General features: G+C 67.1%; 17 protein-coding genes. 4 read left to right on the top strand and 13 right to left on the bottom strand.

Going from position 1 to position 16558, the window contains the following annotated elements; translation table 11 throughout:
* Window positions 1-119: 119 nt before the first annotated feature.
* The 4 genes from C1932_RS10815 to C1932_RS10800 are packed head-to-tail and all read right to left on the bottom strand — an operon-like array spanning window position 120 to window position 4026.
* Window positions 120-506 carry a DUF2894 domain-containing protein gene (locus tag C1932_RS10815; protein WP_108753270.1) on the bottom strand — a complete coding sequence of 129 codons (387 nt, stop codon included), beginning with the start codon at window positions 504-506 and terminating at the stop codon, window positions 120-122.
* Window positions 496-1134: an OmpA family protein gene (locus tag C1932_RS10810; protein ID WP_108753269.1), complete on the bottom strand. Its 639-nt coding sequence runs from the start codon at window positions 1132-1134 to the stop codon at window positions 496-498. Before C1932_RS10810 ends, C1932_RS10815 begins: the two co-directional genes overlap by 11 nt.
* Window positions 1131-3362 carry a DUF802 domain-containing protein gene (locus C1932_RS10805; RefSeq protein WP_108762157.1) on the bottom strand — a complete coding sequence of 744 codons (2232 nt, stop codon included), beginning with the start codon at window positions 3360-3362 and terminating at the stop codon, window positions 1131-1133. Before C1932_RS10805 ends, C1932_RS10810 begins: the two co-directional genes overlap by 4 nt.
* Window positions 3363-3372: 10 nt before the next feature.
* Complete coding sequence (locus C1932_RS10800) at window positions 3373-4026, bottom strand: DUF3348 family protein (RefSeq protein WP_108762156.1); 654 nt, start codon at window positions 4024-4026, stop codon at window positions 3373-3375.
* A 143-nt stretch (window positions 4027-4169) separates the two neighbouring features.
* On the opposite strand from C1932_RS10800, the gene C1932_RS10795 reads away from it, so the two are divergent.
* Window positions 4170-5087, top strand: coding sequence for a M14 family metallocarboxypeptidase (locus tag C1932_RS10795; protein WP_108762155.1), 918 nt, complete (start codon window positions 4170-4172; stop codon window positions 5085-5087).
* Between the two features lie 147 nt (window positions 5088-5234).
* On the opposite strand, the gene C1932_RS10790 is transcribed toward C1932_RS10795, so the two are convergent.
* The 7 genes from C1932_RS10790 to C1932_RS10760 form a co-directional block, all read right to left on the bottom strand.
* Window positions 5235-5762 (bottom strand): hypothetical protein, encoded by a 528-nt coding sequence (locus C1932_RS10790; protein WP_108762154.1) that lies wholly within the window; start codon window positions 5760-5762, stop codon window positions 5235-5237.
* Window positions 5763-5825: 63 nt separating this feature from the next.
* Window positions 5826-6119, bottom strand: coding sequence for a hypothetical protein (locus tag C1932_RS10785; protein WP_159094534.1), 294 nt, complete (start codon window positions 6117-6119; stop codon window positions 5826-5828).
* A gap of 17 nt (window positions 6120-6136) precedes the next feature.
* Window positions 6137-7252, bottom strand: coding sequence for a type IV secretion system protein (locus C1932_RS10780; RefSeq protein WP_108762152.1), 1116 nt, complete (start codon window positions 7250-7252; stop codon window positions 6137-6139).
* 42 nt (window positions 7253-7294) lie between these two features.
* Window positions 7295-8032, bottom strand: coding sequence for a hypothetical protein (locus tag C1932_RS10775; protein ID WP_234412100.1), 738 nt, complete (start codon window positions 8030-8032; stop codon window positions 7295-7297).
* Between the two features lie 309 nt (window positions 8033-8341).
* Window positions 8342-8680: a hypothetical protein gene (locus C1932_RS10770; RefSeq protein ID WP_108762151.1), complete on the bottom strand. Its 339-nt coding sequence runs from the start codon at window positions 8678-8680 to the stop codon at window positions 8342-8344.
* Window positions 8677-9033, bottom strand: a complete 357-nt coding sequence (locus C1932_RS10765) for a hypothetical protein (RefSeq protein ID WP_234412098.1) — start codon at window positions 9031-9033, stop codon at window positions 8677-8679. Before C1932_RS10765 ends, C1932_RS10770 begins: the two co-directional genes overlap by 4 nt.
* 438 nt (window positions 9034-9471) lie before the next feature.
* Entirely contained in the window at window positions 9472-10344 is an 873-nt protein-coding gene (locus C1932_RS10760) for a LysR family transcriptional regulator (RefSeq protein WP_108762150.1), read from the bottom strand.
* A gap of 109 nt (window positions 10345-10453) precedes the next feature.
* Between C1932_RS10760 and C1932_RS10755 the strand changes: the two genes are divergently transcribed.
* The 3 genes from C1932_RS10755 (at window position 10454) to C1932_RS10745 (ending at window position 13208) form a co-directional block, all read left to right on the top strand.
* Window positions 10454-11653 (top strand): MFS transporter, encoded by a 1200-nt coding sequence (locus C1932_RS10755; protein WP_234412096.1) that lies wholly within the window; start codon window positions 10454-10456, stop codon window positions 11651-11653.
* On the top strand, window positions 11650-12615 hold the full coding sequence (locus C1932_RS10750) for an MBL fold metallo-hydrolase (protein ID WP_108762148.1): 966 nt from the start codon (window positions 11650-11652) through the stop codon (window positions 12613-12615). Before C1932_RS10755 ends, C1932_RS10750 begins: the two co-directional genes overlap by 4 nt.
* A 101-nt stretch (window positions 12616-12716) precedes the next feature.
* On the top strand, window positions 12717-13208 hold the full coding sequence (locus C1932_RS10745; protein ID WP_108762147.1) for a hypothetical protein: 492 nt from the start codon (window positions 12717-12719) through the stop codon (window positions 13206-13208).
* Window positions 13209-13612: 404 nt separating this feature from the next.
* Here the strand turns inward: C1932_RS10745 and C1932_RS10735 are convergent, their stop codons facing one another.
* Both C1932_RS10735 and C1932_RS10730 read right to left on the bottom strand, forming a co-directional pair.
* Window positions 13613-15943, bottom strand: coding sequence for a TonB-dependent receptor (locus C1932_RS10735; RefSeq protein ID WP_108762145.1), 2331 nt, complete (start codon window positions 15941-15943; stop codon window positions 13613-13615).
* An 87-nt stretch (window positions 15944-16030) separates the two neighbouring features.
* Window positions 16031-16534: a MarR family winged helix-turn-helix transcriptional regulator gene (locus C1932_RS10730; protein ID WP_234412094.1), complete on the bottom strand. Its 504-nt coding sequence runs from the start codon at window positions 16532-16534 to the stop codon at window positions 16031-16033.
* Between the last annotated feature and the right edge of the window lie 24 nt (window positions 16535-16558).

The raw sequence follows: 16558 nt of genomic DNA, 5'->3' as shown, positions 1-16558 counted from the left end.
GGCACCTACCAGGCGTCGGGGTGTGCGCGTGCCAACCAAGGTTGGCACCTACCAAGAGCGGGTCGGTTGGCACCTACCAGAAGCGGGGCAAAGCGCGGTTGGTGTCTGCGCCGGTCCGGTCAGCCTGCGGTTCGGGGTTTGCGCGTGCGCTTGGGCTTTGCCGCATCGCTGCTGCTGGCTACGCCGTCCTGCAGGGCCTGCAGCCACGACAGCGTATCCACGTAATCAATGAAATGCCGCAGGTAGCCGGGGCTGGCGCCCTGCATGGTGTCCAGCATGCGCTGCACCAGCACCGCCGAATTCAGCGGGCCGCCGTCGGCGGGGGCTTCGGCGCGCAACGATCGCTTCACCTGCAGCTCGCTGCGCAGGGCCGACCACTCGCGGCGCACCGTTTCCAGCATCGGCACCTGCGGGTAGTGTTCGCGCGCGCGCGAACCGGCATCCAGATCGCGCACCAGGGCACGCAACCCCTCACGCGCAGCGCTGGTAGCCGGCTTATTTGCCATCGCCAGCCTTCGGCTTGGGAATCGGCGCGATCTCCACGCGGCGGTTGCGCGCGCGGCCGGCTTCGTCTGCATTGGAACTGACCGGCTGCTCGCTGCCGAAGGCGGCGGCAAACACGGCATCGGCCGGCACGCCGTCGGCAATCAGGGTACGGGTGACCGTCAGCGAGCGCTGTGCGGACAGCTCCCAGTTGTCGGCGAAGCGGCGGTTGCCATCGCGGATCGGCGCATCGTCGGTGAAGCCGCTCACCATCAGGATTTCATCGCGCGAGCCCAGGTAGGCCGACAGCGGGGCAGCCAGGCTGCGCAGCAGTTCCTGACCTTCCGGCTGCAGCTGGTCCGAGTTCAACGCGAACAGCACGTTGCCGCTGATACCGATGCGGCCATCGACCAGGGTCACCCGGCCAGCAGCCAGTGGGCCAGCCAGTGCCTGTTCCAGCGTCTGCAGGCGCTTGGCCTCGGCCTGGCGCTGCTTCACTTCGGCATCCAGGCGTTGCGACAACTCCAGCTGCACTGCCACCACGCCCACCAGGATCAGCACGAAGGCGCCCAGCAGCACCGACATCAGATCGCCGAAGGCGGCCCAGATCGGGGCGTGCGATCCGCCATCGACCTCCAGTTCGTCGCTCATGCGCTGCCGGCCTTGCCACGGCGCGCGGCCAGCTGCTGCAGTTCGTCCATCACCTGCTTCTGCGACAGCAGGCTCAGGTCGACCACTTCACGGGCCTGGGCCACGTAGTAGGCCAGCTGTTCATCGCTGCGTGCCAGCGAGGCATCCAGCGCGCCGCCAATCTGTTCCAGGCGGCCGGACAGCTCGACCGCTGCGCTGCCGAACTGTTCCACCGCTGCGCCGAAGCTGCCGGCCAGCTGGCCCACGTCGCCGGCGCTGCCGCTCAACTGCGCGGCAATGCTATCCAGCTTGCCGGTCTCGGCGGCAATGTGGTCGGTGAAGCGGCTGCCCACGCGTTCCAGCAGTTCGGCCGAACCGCCCACCAGTGCGTCCACTGCGCTGCGCTGTTCGTGCGAGGCATGGTTGATGGCCTCCAGCAGGGTCTGCACGGTGGCCAGCAGGTGGCCGCGTTCTTCCAGTACGGCGTTGTCGCGTACCAGGCTTTCGGACAGCGTGTTGCGCAGTTCGTTGATGACTTCGGCGGCGGCCTTCGGCGCCTGCGCGGCGGTCTGCAGCAGGGTGGACACTTCGGCAAGGGTGGCGCTGGCCTGCGCGCGGCCGTTGTCGCCAATCTGCTGGGCGGTGTCGGCCAGGGTCTGGCACACGGTCTGCTGCTGCGCGGTCAGGTCGGCAGAGGCCGCCTGTAGTGCATCGGTCCAGCGCTGCAGGCGCTGTTCGTCGCTGGCCTGCAACTGCGCCTGCAGTGCCGCGTGGGCCTGCTGCAGATCGGCGCTGACTGCATCCCAGCGCGCCTGGCGCTGCTGTTCGCGGGTGTCCAGGCTGGCCTGCAGTTCGGCATGCGCGGCGGCTGCGGCGGCCTGTGCGTTGCGCCAGTCCTGGGTACGCTGCTGCTCGTGGGCCTGCAGCAGCGCCTGGCTGTCGGCATGGCGCGCATCCAGCGTCTGCAGCAGGGCCTGCGCCTGGGTGTGCAGGCTGTCGTTGGCGCTTTGCAGCGCCTGCTGCTGGCGCTCGGCCAGCTCGCGGTTCAGCGCGTGCTGCTGCTCGGCGGCCGTGCGCCAGGTGTCGGCATGGCGCTGGGCATCGCCCTGCAGGCGCTCACCCAGGCTGGCCAGCAGCGTTTCACTCTGGCGGGCCTGGCCGTCGCTGAAGGCCTGCAGGTGCTGCCGCAGTTCGGTCACCAGCGCCTGCTGGGCCTGGGTCTGCTCATCCACCACGCGCGCCCAGCTGGCCTCGGTGGCCACGCGGCTGCGCTCGAATCCGTCGGCCAGCCCGGCCAACTGCTGCTGCACGGCCTGTTCAACGCGCACGTGCAGTGCCTGGCCGTGGCTGGCCAGACCGGCCAGCGTGGTTTCGGCCAAGGGCTGCAGGGCGCCGCCAATGGCGCTGGCGCTGGCTTCGGCACCTTCGCGCAGCGATTGCTGCAGCGAAACCGCCAGCCTCTCCTGCAGCGCCTGGCTCTGGGTCAGGAACTCGCCCTGGCCAGCCAGCAGGCGCTCGTTGGCGGCACTGCTGTGCTGCTCGAACGCACGGGTCATGTCCTGCAGGCGGTCCACCAGTGCGGGCAGGGCGGTGGACTGTGCCTGCAGCAGGCGCAGCGATTCGGCGCGCTGCCAGGCCTGCGAATGCGGGTGCAGGTCGCCAGCGATGGCGCGGTCCAGCTGCTGCACGGCCTGCAGGCGGTCGCGGCGCAGCAGGGCGGCCAGCAGACCCAGCATGGCCGAGCTGGCCACACCGGCAATGGAGGTGCCGAAGGCCACGGCCAGGCCCTGCACCGGCGACGCCAGCGAACCGCGGATGGCGGCCATGTCGGTGGCGCTCTGCAGGGCCAGGCCGGTGCCGCGCAGGGTGTCCATCATGCCCAGCAGGGTGCCCAGCATGCCCAGCAGCACCAGCAGCCCCACCAGGTACGGGGTCAGCACCGGCGCGGGCAGGGCGGTGCGCTCGCCTTCCACGCGCAGGCGCACGGCGTTGCGCAGGCCGGCCGGCACGCGCTCCAGCCACGGTTGCAGGCTGTCCTTGGCCAGCGATAGATCGGCCAGTGCGGCGCGCAGGCCGTTGCTGGCCTGGCGGTAGCGGTACAGCTCCACGCCACCGGCCACGTAGCAGGCCGCGATCACCGCTGCCACCAGCGCGCCCAGCGGATGCACGGCCACATAGCCAATGCCGATCCAGCACACGGCCAGCAGGCCCACAAGGAAGACAACGACGGGGAAGACGGTTCTGGACATGGTGTTCCGGTCAGTGGGGGCGCAGGGCTGCAAGCAGCCCATGAATCGGGTGGAAGCGCAGTTCAAGCTCGGCCAGCAGCAGGCTGCGCATGTCATTCCTGAAGGGAGCGCGCCAGCCGGGTTGGCCATGCACGCGCTCGAAGCGCGCGCCCAGCACGGCCGGGGCGGTGGCCAGAAGCGCGTGTTCGCGCGGGCTCAGGGTCTGTTCCATCACCGCGTCGACCTCGGCCAGCCGCGCCAGTTCGGGCGTGGTCTGTACCAGTTGGTCACGCAGGCGGCCGCGCAGGCGGCCGGTGGCGGTCTGCATCGCCCGTTGCAGCACCAGATAGCGCTGCCGCAGCGAGGCGAAATTGGCGGTGGCGGCCGCCTCGGCCAGGTCCAGCAGGCGCTCGGCCTCGGCATCCTCGTTCAGCGACGCCAGCAGGCTGGTCTCGGCCTGGGCGCAGTCGGCCAGCAGGTCATCCAACGCTTCGGCCGCCTCGGCGGGCTCGGGCAGGCGGCCATCCAATGCCCCGGAAAGGGCCACGGCACGGCTCCAGTCCACCCACTGGCCGAGGCGATCGGTCAGGGCAGGACTGGTGGCCGGCATCGCGCCGTCACTGAGACGGGCGAGCAGACGGAGGAAGTCCGGTCCGCCCAGGACCGGCTGCGCTGCGTTCGCCATCAAGGGGTTGGGGGCCAAAACCGTTGATTTTACAGCCAGATGACCCCGGCCGTATGAAAGGGCCGGCGGCATGCCGCCCGCGCCCGGCGGCGGGCGTACAATGGCCGGCTGCACTACCGCACCTGAATCCACTGGAGTTCCGCATGACCCTGGCGCAGTTCTACCCCATCGGCACCCCCGGCCAGCCCTGGGGCGATGCTGAACGCGCACAGTGGCGGGCCCGTCAGCAGAAGCAGCGCAGTTACCACGACGATGTGGTGGCCGAGCTGGAACGCCTGGACGAGCGTTTCGACGTGGTGCAGTACGGCCAGCTGGATTACGCGCCCGACCATTACCCGCTGTTTGCGGTGGTGAACCACGACTGGAACCCGGCCCTGCCCACCGCGCTGGTGACCGGCGGCGTGCACGGCTACGAGACCAGTGGCGTACATGGCGCCCTGCAGTTCCTGCAGGAGCAGGCCGGGCGCTATCTGGGCCGCTACAACCTGATCGTGGCGCCCTGTGTCAGCCCGTGGGGCTACGAGCGCATCCAGCGCTGGAACCCGGACGCCATCGACCCGAACCGCAGTTTCCGTGACGGCGGCCAGATCGAGGAAGCGGCGGCCCTGATGCGCTGGCTGGCCGAGCGCAAGCCGAACATCCGGGTACACCTGGACCTGCACGAAACCACCGACAGCGATCTGCACGAGTTCGACCCGGCACGCTGCGCCCGCGACGGCAAGCCGTTCGAGCGCGACACCATTCCCGATGGCTTCTATGTGATCGGCAACAGTGAAGACCCGCAGCCGGAATTCCAGAAGGTGCTGATTGCCGCGGTGGCGCCGATCACCCATATCGCCCCGGCTGACGCCGACGGCAACCTGGTCGGTCTGCCGCTGCAGTCGCCGGGCGTGGTCTGGGGCGAATCGCGTTCGATCGGTGCCTGCGCCGGTTTTACCGATGCGCTGTATGCCACCACCACCGAGGTCTACCCGGACAGCCCGCGCACCAACCCGCAGGAATGCAACGACGCCCAGGTGGCGGCGGTGTGCGCCGGGCTGGATTTCGCGCTGGCGAACTGAGGGGCGCAACGAAATAGCGTTGCTTTTGATCAAGCAATCGAATTCCGTTGCCTCTGGCCGTTGTGCGCCGGTTTGGATTTCGCGCTGGCCGAGCACTAACCCGGTAGCGCCGGGCCATGCCCGGCGAACGGGGCAGGGCCACCCGACCTAGCAGCTGGGCACTTCGTCCGGGCGCGGTGCCAGGGCCAGGGCCGGGCGTTCGTCGGCCACGGCAACGAACAGCGCGTTGTAGCCGCGCATGTCGCAGTCCACGCCGGTGCGGTAGGAATTCAACACCAGCCGTACCGGGCCGCTGAAGTAGTGCTGCTGCTTCAGGCCGGCCTTGCGCTGGGCCGGCGACAGCAGCGCGCTGATGATCGTGTCGGTGTTGCGGATCCAGATCTCACTGACCGGGCCACGGCCCGCATCGTGCGGCAATCGCCGCTGGCTGGCCGCGTCCGGTTTCAGCACCACCCGGTAGCCGCCGCCGAAGCCCTCGCTTTCCGGCTCCCAGGCCACCTGCAGCGTGCCCGATACGGTGGCGCTGCCGCTGAAGCGGGTTTCGTTCGGCGCGACGAAGACCGAACGCTTGAAGGGCGACGGTTCGGAGGAGATGAATCGCGCCTCCTGGGCCTGGGCATTGGCTGCACCCAGGGCGAAAGTGGCGACCACGAACAGCAGGGCGTGTGCTTTCATGCGGCGGTCCGGGCCGGGGCAGGGGCGATCTGCTGCGCACACTAGCACCGCACTGGCCTGCGGTCACTCGGTGGCCACGCCTGCGCCCTGCAGCCCGTTCGGGAATGCTTTCGGGCAGACCCGCGCGAACTGCAGCGCCGAGATCGGGTTGTAGCAATAGATGTTGGTGATGGTGAACGTGCCGGTGGCCGGGTCGACGGGTGCCCAGCAGTCGCCGGGCACGCCAAGGGTGCAGAACAGGAAGGGGTTGTCGTTGTAGTAGGGGATGGGCTCGTAGTAGTTGTCCGACTGCGCCCCTGCCGGCAGGGCGAGCAGCTGCAGCAGCACCAGCATGCAGATGCCGAGTGTTCTTTTCATCGCAGGTCCTCCCTTCTTCACAGCATGCGGCTGCTGTCATGGTGGGCATTGCCGCGAAGGCCGGTCGCTTCCGGTACCGGTGACGGCGATGCGGCGAAGGTGCTCATCGGTAGCGCGTCCTGCGCTGCCATGGCCGGCGTTGCTGCCGGTGCCGGCGCCGGAGACAACCCAGGTGAGCCCGATATGTCCGGCGGCGGCGTCGGGCTGGCAAACGGCGAATAGGCCATGAAGGCGCCCATGTTGCCCTGCCACATGGCCGCGCCGATGGTAGGCGCCGTGATGATGAGCGCGGTCATCAGCAGCCCGATGCCGCCTTGTTGCAGCGCCTGCGATGACAAGCCTTCGCCAGTGTCGATCGGGAGCAGCTCCATTACCCAGTAGGCGGCGGCCACTTTGGCGGTGAACTTCAGCACCATGGCCGACACCACCGACAGGATGGACATCGAAAACAGTGTGCCCAACACGTAGAACAGCCACTTCTTGAACAGGTCCTTGGTCTGCTCGAACATCAGGGCGAGGATGAAGATCGGCCCGATGCCCATCAGGAAGGCCATGGTGAACTTGAACAGCAGCAGCATGGCACCGGCAGCCATGGGCGGGCTGGCGGTACCGAAGCTGGCCAGCTGCATGGCGCGGCCTTTCTTTTCGATCAGTTCGGGATCGCTTTCATCCACGTGGATGGCGTCCAGCGCTGACAACGCCAGCTGCGTGTACATCAGGTTCTCGTCAATTGCATCGGCTGCACCGCCGCTGCGCTTGCCGGTAAAAAGCTGGTGGATCTCCTTGTCCAGGTTGTCGGTAACCGCCTTATGCAGTGCCGTGCCATTGGCCCCCGCGGCGGTGGCGGCCATGAGCACCAGCGCCACTTTTGCCGCACGCCCCATGATCGCCAGGGCCGACTGCTGCGACCGCCCGGCGGCCAGCGCGTAGCCCTGGAGCAATACCCAGAAGGTGGTGAGCGTCATTGCGGTAAAGGTGACCCAATGCGCGGCGCGGCGGGTGAGCTCCAGCCCGAATTCGGCGATCTCTCTATCGAAGTAGTCACTCACCAGTCGGAAGAACAGGAAGTTCCCCGGCGTGATGTCTGCAAAAAGCGGCAGGCCGAACGCGGCGCTGTCAACGAATCCATTCATGCCATCTGTCCATGGGTGGGGGGGGAGCAAAGCGCCAAGCGCTCAGTTCGACAGCGCTCGTTCCAGCACGGCCGCCTGCACCAGCTGGCCCAGCAGGCTGGGGGACTTGCCGTCCAGCGCCTGGCGCGCCAGCTGCGCCCGTTGTGCGGTCAGGCCTTCGATGTAGCCGTCGTAGGCCTTCATCTGGGCCTGCCAATGCTGCAGGTCCATTTCGTTCTGCGCAGCGAAGCGGTGAACTTCGTTGTCATTGGCGGCCAGCTTGCCTTGGCTGTTGCCGGTCTGGCTGCGCTGGGTCTGGATGGCCTCGAACTGCCGGTTGCGCTGGACCAGCCGATCGAGCATGCGCACGGTGGCGTTGTACTGGGTGTTCCTGGCGCGCACGATGCGCACGCAGATGCGTGTCTGCTCGCTGGCTGCATCGCCGCCGATGCCCGGCAGCAGATCGCCGAGTGCGCGCGGTAGACCGCCAATGCCGCGCCCTGCTGCGCCGGGACAGCGCTCGTGCAGCTGGTAGTCCTCTTTGCGTTCGGAAAAGCTGTCGGTCATCACCGAATCGGTGCGGGGCAGTGGATTGAGCTGGATCAGCTGCTGCTTGTAATGTTCAACCTGCTGCTTGTAATGCTCTGCCTGCCGCTTGTACTGCTCGATGGCCTTGGCCATCGATTGCGGGTCGTTCACGGTCCAGGTGGCATGCGCGGGGCCGGCCAGCAGCAGCGTGGCAACGGCGGCACGCGCCAGCAGGCGCATCGCGCGGGAACGAACGGGTGAGGTGCGGGTCATGGCAATCCTTGCAAACCGGGCGGGGTACCTGCGGTTCCAGCGCCGTGCGATCACGGCTCCTTCCGCGGTGCCCACATTCCATTGCCGGGCCACGAGGGCGGTCAATCAGAAACCTTGCACCTCGTGTCGCATGTGACTGGTCGCGCCGTGTCGACGGCAGCGGGAACGAAGACGCGGCACGGATCTGCGGTGGTTCAGCCGCCGCGGCTCGCACACGACTTGCCGCTCAACAGCCAGTGGAAGCGGCGCCCTGACGCGGTCCGTTCACGCCATCGCGCGCGGGAACGACGTTGATAAGGGCGCCCGAGGCTAACCGTTGAACAGTTCGTGCCCGCAACGCGGGCATTCACCGGTGGCCAGCGCGCGTTTGCCAAACCTGCCCAGCAAATGGCGCGAACAGGCCGGGCAGACCAGGCCGTCGGGCAGCGGGCGGTGGCGTGGGTTGTGCAGCAGGATGTGGGCGAGCAGGCCCAGCAGCACACCCAGATGCAGCAGCGTGGGCAGGGGCTTCAGGTGCAGTGGCGTGATCGAAAGCAGCAGCGACGGCACCGTTGCGACAATGCCGAACAGCCAGAGGTGCTTGATCAGGAACTGCTTTTCCACGGCACGGAAGGCGGTCTGCAGGTAACGGAGGCGGCCGCGGGTCATGGCTGTGCGCCTGCGCCATCGCCGTGCAGGCGATCACCGACCTGCGCGCTCAGCGCCACGCACGCCATCATCAGTCCTTCCATCACGCGGTCGCCCAGGCATTCCTCGTCGTTGCCGCTCTGCCGCACGCGTTCGGCGGCCAGCAGCAGTTCCTGCACCACGCGCAGGCCGGCCACCGCACAATCGGCATCGGCCAGTTGCACGCGCCGGGTCGGCAACGGGTGCTGTTCGGGCCAGGGCTGGCCATTGGCGGCGGCGCCGCGGCCGATACGGCGCAGCGTGGCGGCGAAGGTGGTGGGGTCGGTGGCCGCCGGGCGGGCAGGGCGCAGCGGCGAAACATCAGGCGTGGTCATGGCGTGGCTCCGAAAGGGGCAAGCAACAACCGCCACACAAAGGTGGCGGGCGGTACGCGGTTCGAATCCGGATGAAACCAAGCCGGCGGGCGCGAGCGCCCCCGCGCACCGCCCGCCATGGCCGGCAGGCGGATTGCCAGCCGACGCCGCACACGGCGGCGCCGACTGGCAAGCGCAATCACTCAGTCTCAATACGGGATTCGAAGCCCGGCCATCCGTTATCGATGGCCCGCCATCTGTAACCGCGGTGATGCCGAATGCCAATCAGAAAAGTTGAAGAACGCACTCTGATAGCGACGCTTTCGGCATTGTCGCAGGCTGTTAAGTAATCCCCATCCAATGTGGCGCTTGGCGCTGCGCCTAACCGGCAATCTGCGACACAGTGCCGCCTAAGACACCTGCACACGCCGTCCGCAACATGGCATTTGCGACAACGCCTTAGCCCAGCGCGTCCTGCACCGCCGCCACGAACGCGCGTACTTTCGGCGGCACCCGGCTGGCGCTGGGATAGACCGCCCAGATATCCAGCGGTTCGGGCGCGGCATCATCCAGCGTGATCGCCCGCACATCGCCACGCGCCAGCGCATCGCGCACATACCACTGCGACAGATTGGCGATGCCCAGCCCGCCCGCGCAGGCTTCAAACACCGCTTCCACCGAACTGGCCGTCAGCCGGCCCGCCACCCGCTGCCGCAGCGGCTTGCCCTCGCGCAGGAACGCCCAGTGGCGGGTGCCACTGGCGGCCAGGCACTCGTGCGCGGCCAGATCGGACAGCAGCTGCGGCTGCCCACGCTGTTGCAGGTACGCCGACGACGCGATCAGCACGCGCGGGTTGTCGGCCAGGCGCCGCGCCACCAGCCGGTTGTCGCGCAGCGGCGCAATGCGGATCGCCACATCAATGCCCTGCGCGACGATATCCACCTGTTCGTCGGTGGTGTGCAGATCCACGTGCAGGCGCGGGTGCTCGGCCATGAACGCGGGCAGCAGCGGCGCCACCACCCGACGCCCGAATGCGGTGGACGCGGTGATGCGCAACTGGCCGCTCAGGCCACCGCCGTCGGGGTGCAGGTCGGCCAGTGCATTGGCCTGGCCTTCCAGCAGGGCCTGCGCGTAGGGCAGGAACACCTCGCCATCGCTGGTGGGCGACAGCGACCGGGTGGTCCGGTGCAGCAGGCGCGCACCCAGCTCGGCCTCCAGCGCCCCCAGGCTGCGCGAGGCCGACATGGCGGTCAGGCCCAGCTTGCGCGCCGCGCCGGCCAGGCTGCCCACGCGCACGGCTTCCACGAACACCTGCACATCGCTCAAATTCATTGTAACGATTTCCGTTTGGCTGGCCTAACTGATTGGCAGTCTACTGCATGAATCGATACGCGCTCATAGTTTCGCCACGCCCACTCCGGGTGCGAACCGAGCCCGATCCATGCGCACTGCAACGTCACCAACACAACCCGCCGCGCTACCGGCCCTGACCCCGGCCCTCACCCTGGTGATGGCCCTGTGTGCGGGCCTGGCCGTGGCCAACATCTATTACAACCAGCCCATGCTGGGCCTGATGCAGCGCGAGCTGCCGGGCACGCTGACCGGCCTGGTGCCCACCGCCACCCAGCTGGGCTACGCGCTGGGCCTGTTCGCGCTGGTGCCGCTGGGCGATCGCGTGGAGCGCCGCCGCCTGATCGTGGTGCAGTTCAGCCTGCTGGCCGTGGCCTTGGCGTTGACCGCCTTGGCGCCCAGCGGCGCCATGCTGCTGGCCGCCTCGCTGCTGGTGGGGGTGACCGCCACCGTGGCCCAGCAGATCGTGCCGCTGGCCGCCGCACTGGCCGCGCCCGAACGCCGCGGCGCCACCATCGGCATCGTCATGTCCGGCGTGCTGTGCGGCATCCTGCTCAGCCGCACCCTGTCTGGCGCGGTGGGCGACCACGCCGGCTGGCGCGCCATGTTCTGGCTGGGCGTGCCGCTGGCGCTGGGCGCGGCGGTGCTGGCACGCACGCTGCTGCCGGTCAGCCAGCCCACGCAGGGCGCAAGCTATCCCGCGCTGATGCGCTCGCTGGTGGGCCTGTGGCGGGAACTGCCGGTACTGCGCCGTGCCGCCATCACCCAGGCGTTGCTGTTCGCTGCCTTCGCCGCGTTCTGGACCACCTTGTCGCTGCGCCTGCCGCAGGTGAATGCCCACTACGGCGCCCAGGTGGCCGGGCTGTTCGGCATCGTTGGCGCGGTCGGCATCCTGGCTGCACCGCTGGCCGGCCGCATTGCCGACCGCCGTGGCCCGCACCTGGCCATCATCGCCGGCAGCGCGCTCACCCTGCTGTCGTGGCTGCTGCTGGGGCTGTGGCCGTCCATCATCGGCCTGGTCGTGGGCTGTGTGCTGTTGGATCTGGCGGTGCAGGGCGTGCTGGTTTCGCAGCAGCACGTGGTCTACGCACTGCGGCCCGAAGCCCGTTCGCGGCTCAACACGCTGTTCATGGGCTCGATGTTCCTGGGCGGTGCCGCCGGTGCCGCAGCCGCCAGCTGGGCCTGGTCGCTGGATGGCTGGCGTGGCGTGGTGGCGTTGTCGATCGGCCTGGCAGCGCTGGCCACTGCACTGCAGATGTCTGCATTTCGCAACACGGAAGCGAAGCAATGAATAAAGCAACTCTGGTGGGAATCGTGCTGATGTTGGCTGCCGGCACGCCAATCCTCGCGCAGGCCGACGAAGCGATAGCGCCTGTTGCACAGCAGGCGCCGGGGTTCTACCGCATGCCGCTGGGCACGTTCCAGGTGACCGCGCTGCTGGATGGCACGCATCTGTTCCCCGTGGACCAGTTGCTGCTGGGCGCGCGGCCCGGTGAAGTGGATCGGCTGCTGGCGCAGCAGTACCTGAAGGCACCGGTGGAAGGCATGATCAACGCGTTCCTGATCGAGCAGGGCGGTCGGCTGATGCTGGTCGATACCGGCGCCGGCGAGTTGTACGGTCCGGATGGCGGCGGCCTGGTCGCGGCACTGCGGGCATCGGGACATCAGCCTGCCGATGTGGATGACATCTTCATCACCCATCTGCACAAGGACCATGCCGGCGGCCTGCTGCGCAATGGCAAGGCGGTGTTCCCGCATGCCACGGTGCATGTGGCCAGGCGCGAGTTCGACTTCTGGACCAACAGCCGCAACCAGGACCAGGTGGGGTCGCTGCAGCGTCCGTTCTTCGCCGCCGCGCAGCGCGTGCTGGCGCCGTATCGTGCGGCCGGACGCGTGCGGACCTTCGAACCGTCAGGGCAGGACCTGCTGCCCGGGCTGCGTGCCCTGCCAGCCCCCGGCCACACCCCCGGCCACAGTGTCTACCTGCTGCACGATGCCGATCAGGCCATGTTGTTCTGGGGAGACACCGTGCATGTGGCGGCGGTGCAGTTTGTTGATCCGCATGTGGCGATCCAGTTCGATTGGCAACGCGAACAGGCCATCGCTTCGCGCGATGGGTTGTACCAGCAGGCCTTTGCGAACGGCTGGTGGATCGCCGCGGCGCATATCTCATTCCCCGGCATCGGCCATATCGCCGAAGGCACGCCGTACCAGTACCGCTGGGTTCCAGCCAACTACACGCTGAACCGTTGAAGCAGACCTGCCGCACGTGGACGCGTAGAATTCTTTCGCCGTTGGCGCCTGCATCCGCAGCGGCAGCGGCAAGGAACCCCACTGCAAATGGAATGTAGGTAATGAACGTAACCCCCTCGCTGTCGCGTGCACGCCGCACGCGCCTGAAGCTGCTGGCCCCGCTGCTGGCCGTTGTTGCCACCGCACCGGCCGCCCACGCCTTGAACGCCAGCCAGTGGCAGGCCATTGCGCCGTCGCTGCAGGCCGCGTTGGAATGCCGCGCCGCCCCCGATACCAACAACGCCGCCTGGAAGGCGCTGCCGCGCGAAGAAGACGGCAGCCTGAAGCCGATCACCCCGGCCGCCGGGTTCACTCTGTATGGTCTGCCGGTGAAGGAAATCACCGCTTACATCGACGATAGCGATGGCATGGGCCAGAGCTACAGCGCCGAACTGGGCGCCAGCGTTGCCTCCGTGCGCAAGGCCGCCAAGCTGAATGCCGGCGGTGGCCGCGAGACCGAGCTGGGCTCGCTGATGGTGAGCGAAGGCAGCCCGGTTACGCTGACCTGCACCGTGCCGGGTGAGTACGACGAGCGCGACTACCAGGAAAACTGAGTGCGGTAGACCCTGCCGGGGTGGCGCAGCGCATGTGCTGCGCCACCAGCAGCAGGCTGACGCCCGCCGACGCTGCCAGCAGCTGTGCCAAGGGCAGGCTGCTGGCATCGACCGGCAACTGCGACCACAGCAGCAACGCGGCGCCAGCGCTGGCCAACACCGGCGCCACTGGCGCCTGCCCAAGCGACAGCCCGCGGCAGAGCTGGACTACCACGCCTGCACACACCAGCGGTGTGCACAGGCCACTCAGCCCGGTGCCACCTGCGGCCGAGGGCGCGTGGGGCAGGTTGCCCGGCATCAGCTGCGGCAGCCAGGCCGCGCAGAGCACGGCGACGAAGTAGCCTGCGGCCGCGCCCTGCAGCCACACGTGTGGCCTGGAGGGTATGTACACCTTGCTGCCGCCCTTACAGCTTCACGTTCAGCCCGATCTGGAAGCCGCGCCCCGGCAAGGGTGCGATGTACTTCAGCGGCGAGTTGTGCGGTCGGGCCTCTTCGTCCAGCAGGTTGCTGCCGTTGACGAAGACCTCCAGCGCGGACACATACGCATTGCGGATCGGGAAGGCATAGCTGACCTGCATGTCGACCAGAGTGAAGGCAGGCAACGGAACCTCCTCGCTGACGTTCCGGCCAAGGTACTGCTGGGTGTCGTAGTAGGTGCCGGACAGGTGTGCCTTCCAGCCGCCGCGCTGCCAGCCCACGTTTGCACCGTAGCGGTTGGTGGGCATGTTGGGCAGGTACTGGCCATCGTTGTGGGCGCGCAGTGAGTCGGGCTGGTCGGCCTTGTTCTTCACCAGATCGGAAAACGCCGACAGCTGCAGGCTGCCGTAACGTCCCAATTCCAGTGCCTGCGACACATCCACCTCAAACCCCTTCACCGTGGTGTCAGTCTGCTTCCAGTATTTCAGCGGCAAGCGGTTGGCGGTCTGCAGGCCGGAATAGCCCAGGTAGAGATAGTTCTCGTACTTCATCTCATACGCGGTAACCGTGGCGTCGAAGCCCGCGTTGCTGAAGGCCAGCGTGAACTCCTGGGTCTTGGCGCGCTCGGGCTTCAGCGCGTGGTTCCCTTCCTCCTGGGTCATGGTGGAGTAGTGCGCATTGCTGGCGTAGAGCTCGTTCACGTCGGGGGCGCGCTGTGAATCGGCGTAGCGCAGGGTTGCCGCGAACCACTTGCCGAGCTTGAAGTAGCCACCGGCGCTGTAGCTTTCCAGGTTGAAATCGCGGTCTTTCAAACTGCCATTGGGGGAGTTCCGGCCGCTCTGGAAGCGGCTGGCCTGGATTTCGTGATCGATCTTCTCGTGCCGGTATCCAGCATCGAAGGTGGCCCACGGCAGGATCAGGGTCTCCTTCACGAACAGCGCTTTTGCCTGCGTATCCACGTCGGGCAGGTAGCGTTGCGGGCCACTGCCGGTGATGGAGCGAGACTGGTAGCTGGTCCCCAGCTGGCCGGTCAACGCACCTACGCGGCGATGGTTCAGGACAAGCTCGCCCTGGTAGGTGTCAAAGGCGTACTGGTTGGCCTTGCTGGTGCCCAGGTATTCGCCTGCGGTGCTGCTGAGCTTGGACAGATTCACTTCGGCGCTGTCCAACAGCGGCAGCGGCTCGCGCACGTTGGCCAGCATCGTGTAGGTGTCCTGCTGCAGCTTCACGCCCACCGGGCGGCCCCGGCTGTAGTCCGAACCGAAGGACAGGTTCTCCATCGAGAAGCCGGGTACGCCGTATTCACTGTCCTTGCTGTCGATGCTGGCAGCCACGTAGCCCCGATCGAAGAAGTAGGTCGAGCCCGCGGCAAGATGGGTATTGCGGAAGTAGCTGTTGCCCAGCGTGCCGGTGTAGTTCGGTATCACATCGCGGTTGATCCGCTGCTGCACGTACGACGGCGTGCCCTGCACGTACTGCGGGTTGGCCGGGTTGACGTAGGTCTTGCCCATCCACACCGAGGTAGGCTGGTTGGTGAAGAAGGAGAAATCACCATCCGCCCAGTCGGGGTTCTCGGTCATGAACTGGTCGATGAAGGGTTGCGAGGCCTTGTTGTAGACCCGCTGCACGCGCGCTTCCTTCTGGCAGGCATCGGCCAGTGCGCTGTTCACACCGCCAGCGGCAGGAAACAGCTGGCTGTCGCACACGCTGGCCTTGCTGTTGCCGGGAATATCGTAGTGGGAGATGCGCTGCACCGACATCTGCAGGTTGGTGGACACGTTACGCTGGTTGTTGAAGTTCATGCGGAAACCCTGCGCATCGGCGGCATTGAAGCCCTGGCGCAGCAGCAGTTCCATTTCCTGGTCCTTGGTTTCCATCTGCCTTGAGATGAGCCCGGTATCGACGTTCACGCTGCCGCCGATGGCATTGCCGCCGTAGCGCACGCTGTCCGCGGACTTGTTCACCGTTACCTGCTTCACGAACAGCGGGTCGAACGGCACGTTGATGTTGCCGCTGATCGCGTTCATGCCGAGGATCGAATGGCCGTCTTCGAGCAGCTGCACGCGGTTGCCGCCCAGGCTGCGGATGACCGGCGCGCCCGCATTGGGCCCGAACGCGCTGCTCTGCACGCCCGACACGTGTTCCAGCATCTCACCCAGGGTGCGGTTGGGCGCATCGGTGTTTTCGACGACCACCACCGAATCAACCTCGGAAAGGCGATCGGCGCGGACATCCAGCGTGGGCAGCGTGGTGTTTTCGGCAGCGCAGGCGCCATGGACAGCAAGCAGTACAGCAACGGCAAGAACGTGACGACGCATACATCCCCCTGAAAAAGAGGCGGGATGTTATAACATCACATTCAATGCGACAAGCAGCCGTTGGCAGGTCTTGCGCGCGAGTGCAGGTCAGGGCGCCATGGATTCGAGTGCTGCAGAGAACTTCGCCATCAGGCGCACCAGGTCCTTGACGTCCTGCGGATGCCACGTGGCGAAAATGCCGGCCGCGATGCGCGCACGCGCTGCATCCAGGCGGTCGGTCATGGCCTTGCCCTTCGGCGCGATTACCGCCTCGCGCATGCGCCGGTCAGTGGGGTTGCCCTGGCGGGTCACCAGTTCCTTGGCGACCAGCTTGGCCACCTGCCGGCTGATGGTGGTGTAGTCGCGGCCCAGCCGGTCGGCCAGTTCGACAACGCCAATCGGCCCGACCCGTTCAATCACCACCAGCAAGCGGAACAGCGCAGGGTCCAAGGCGATGCCGGCTTCCTTGATGAGCCGCAGGTCGTTGGCCGGACGGTTCATCACGCTCACGATGCCCAGCATGGACAGGTGCAGCGACTTCAGATCCGTCGAGATATGTGTATCTTGCACGCGCTTTTTAGTGGGCATAGGCTGCTCCTGAAATATGTGCATCCTACACATAAATGTGAGTGGTCG

The organism is Stenotrophomonas sp. YAU14D1_LEIMI4_1 (assembly GCF_003086815.1).
Taxonomy (GTDB): Bacteria; Pseudomonadota; Gammaproteobacteria; order Xanthomonadales; family Xanthomonadaceae; genus Stenotrophomonas.
This window is presented reverse-complemented; position numbering and strand designations above follow the sequence as displayed.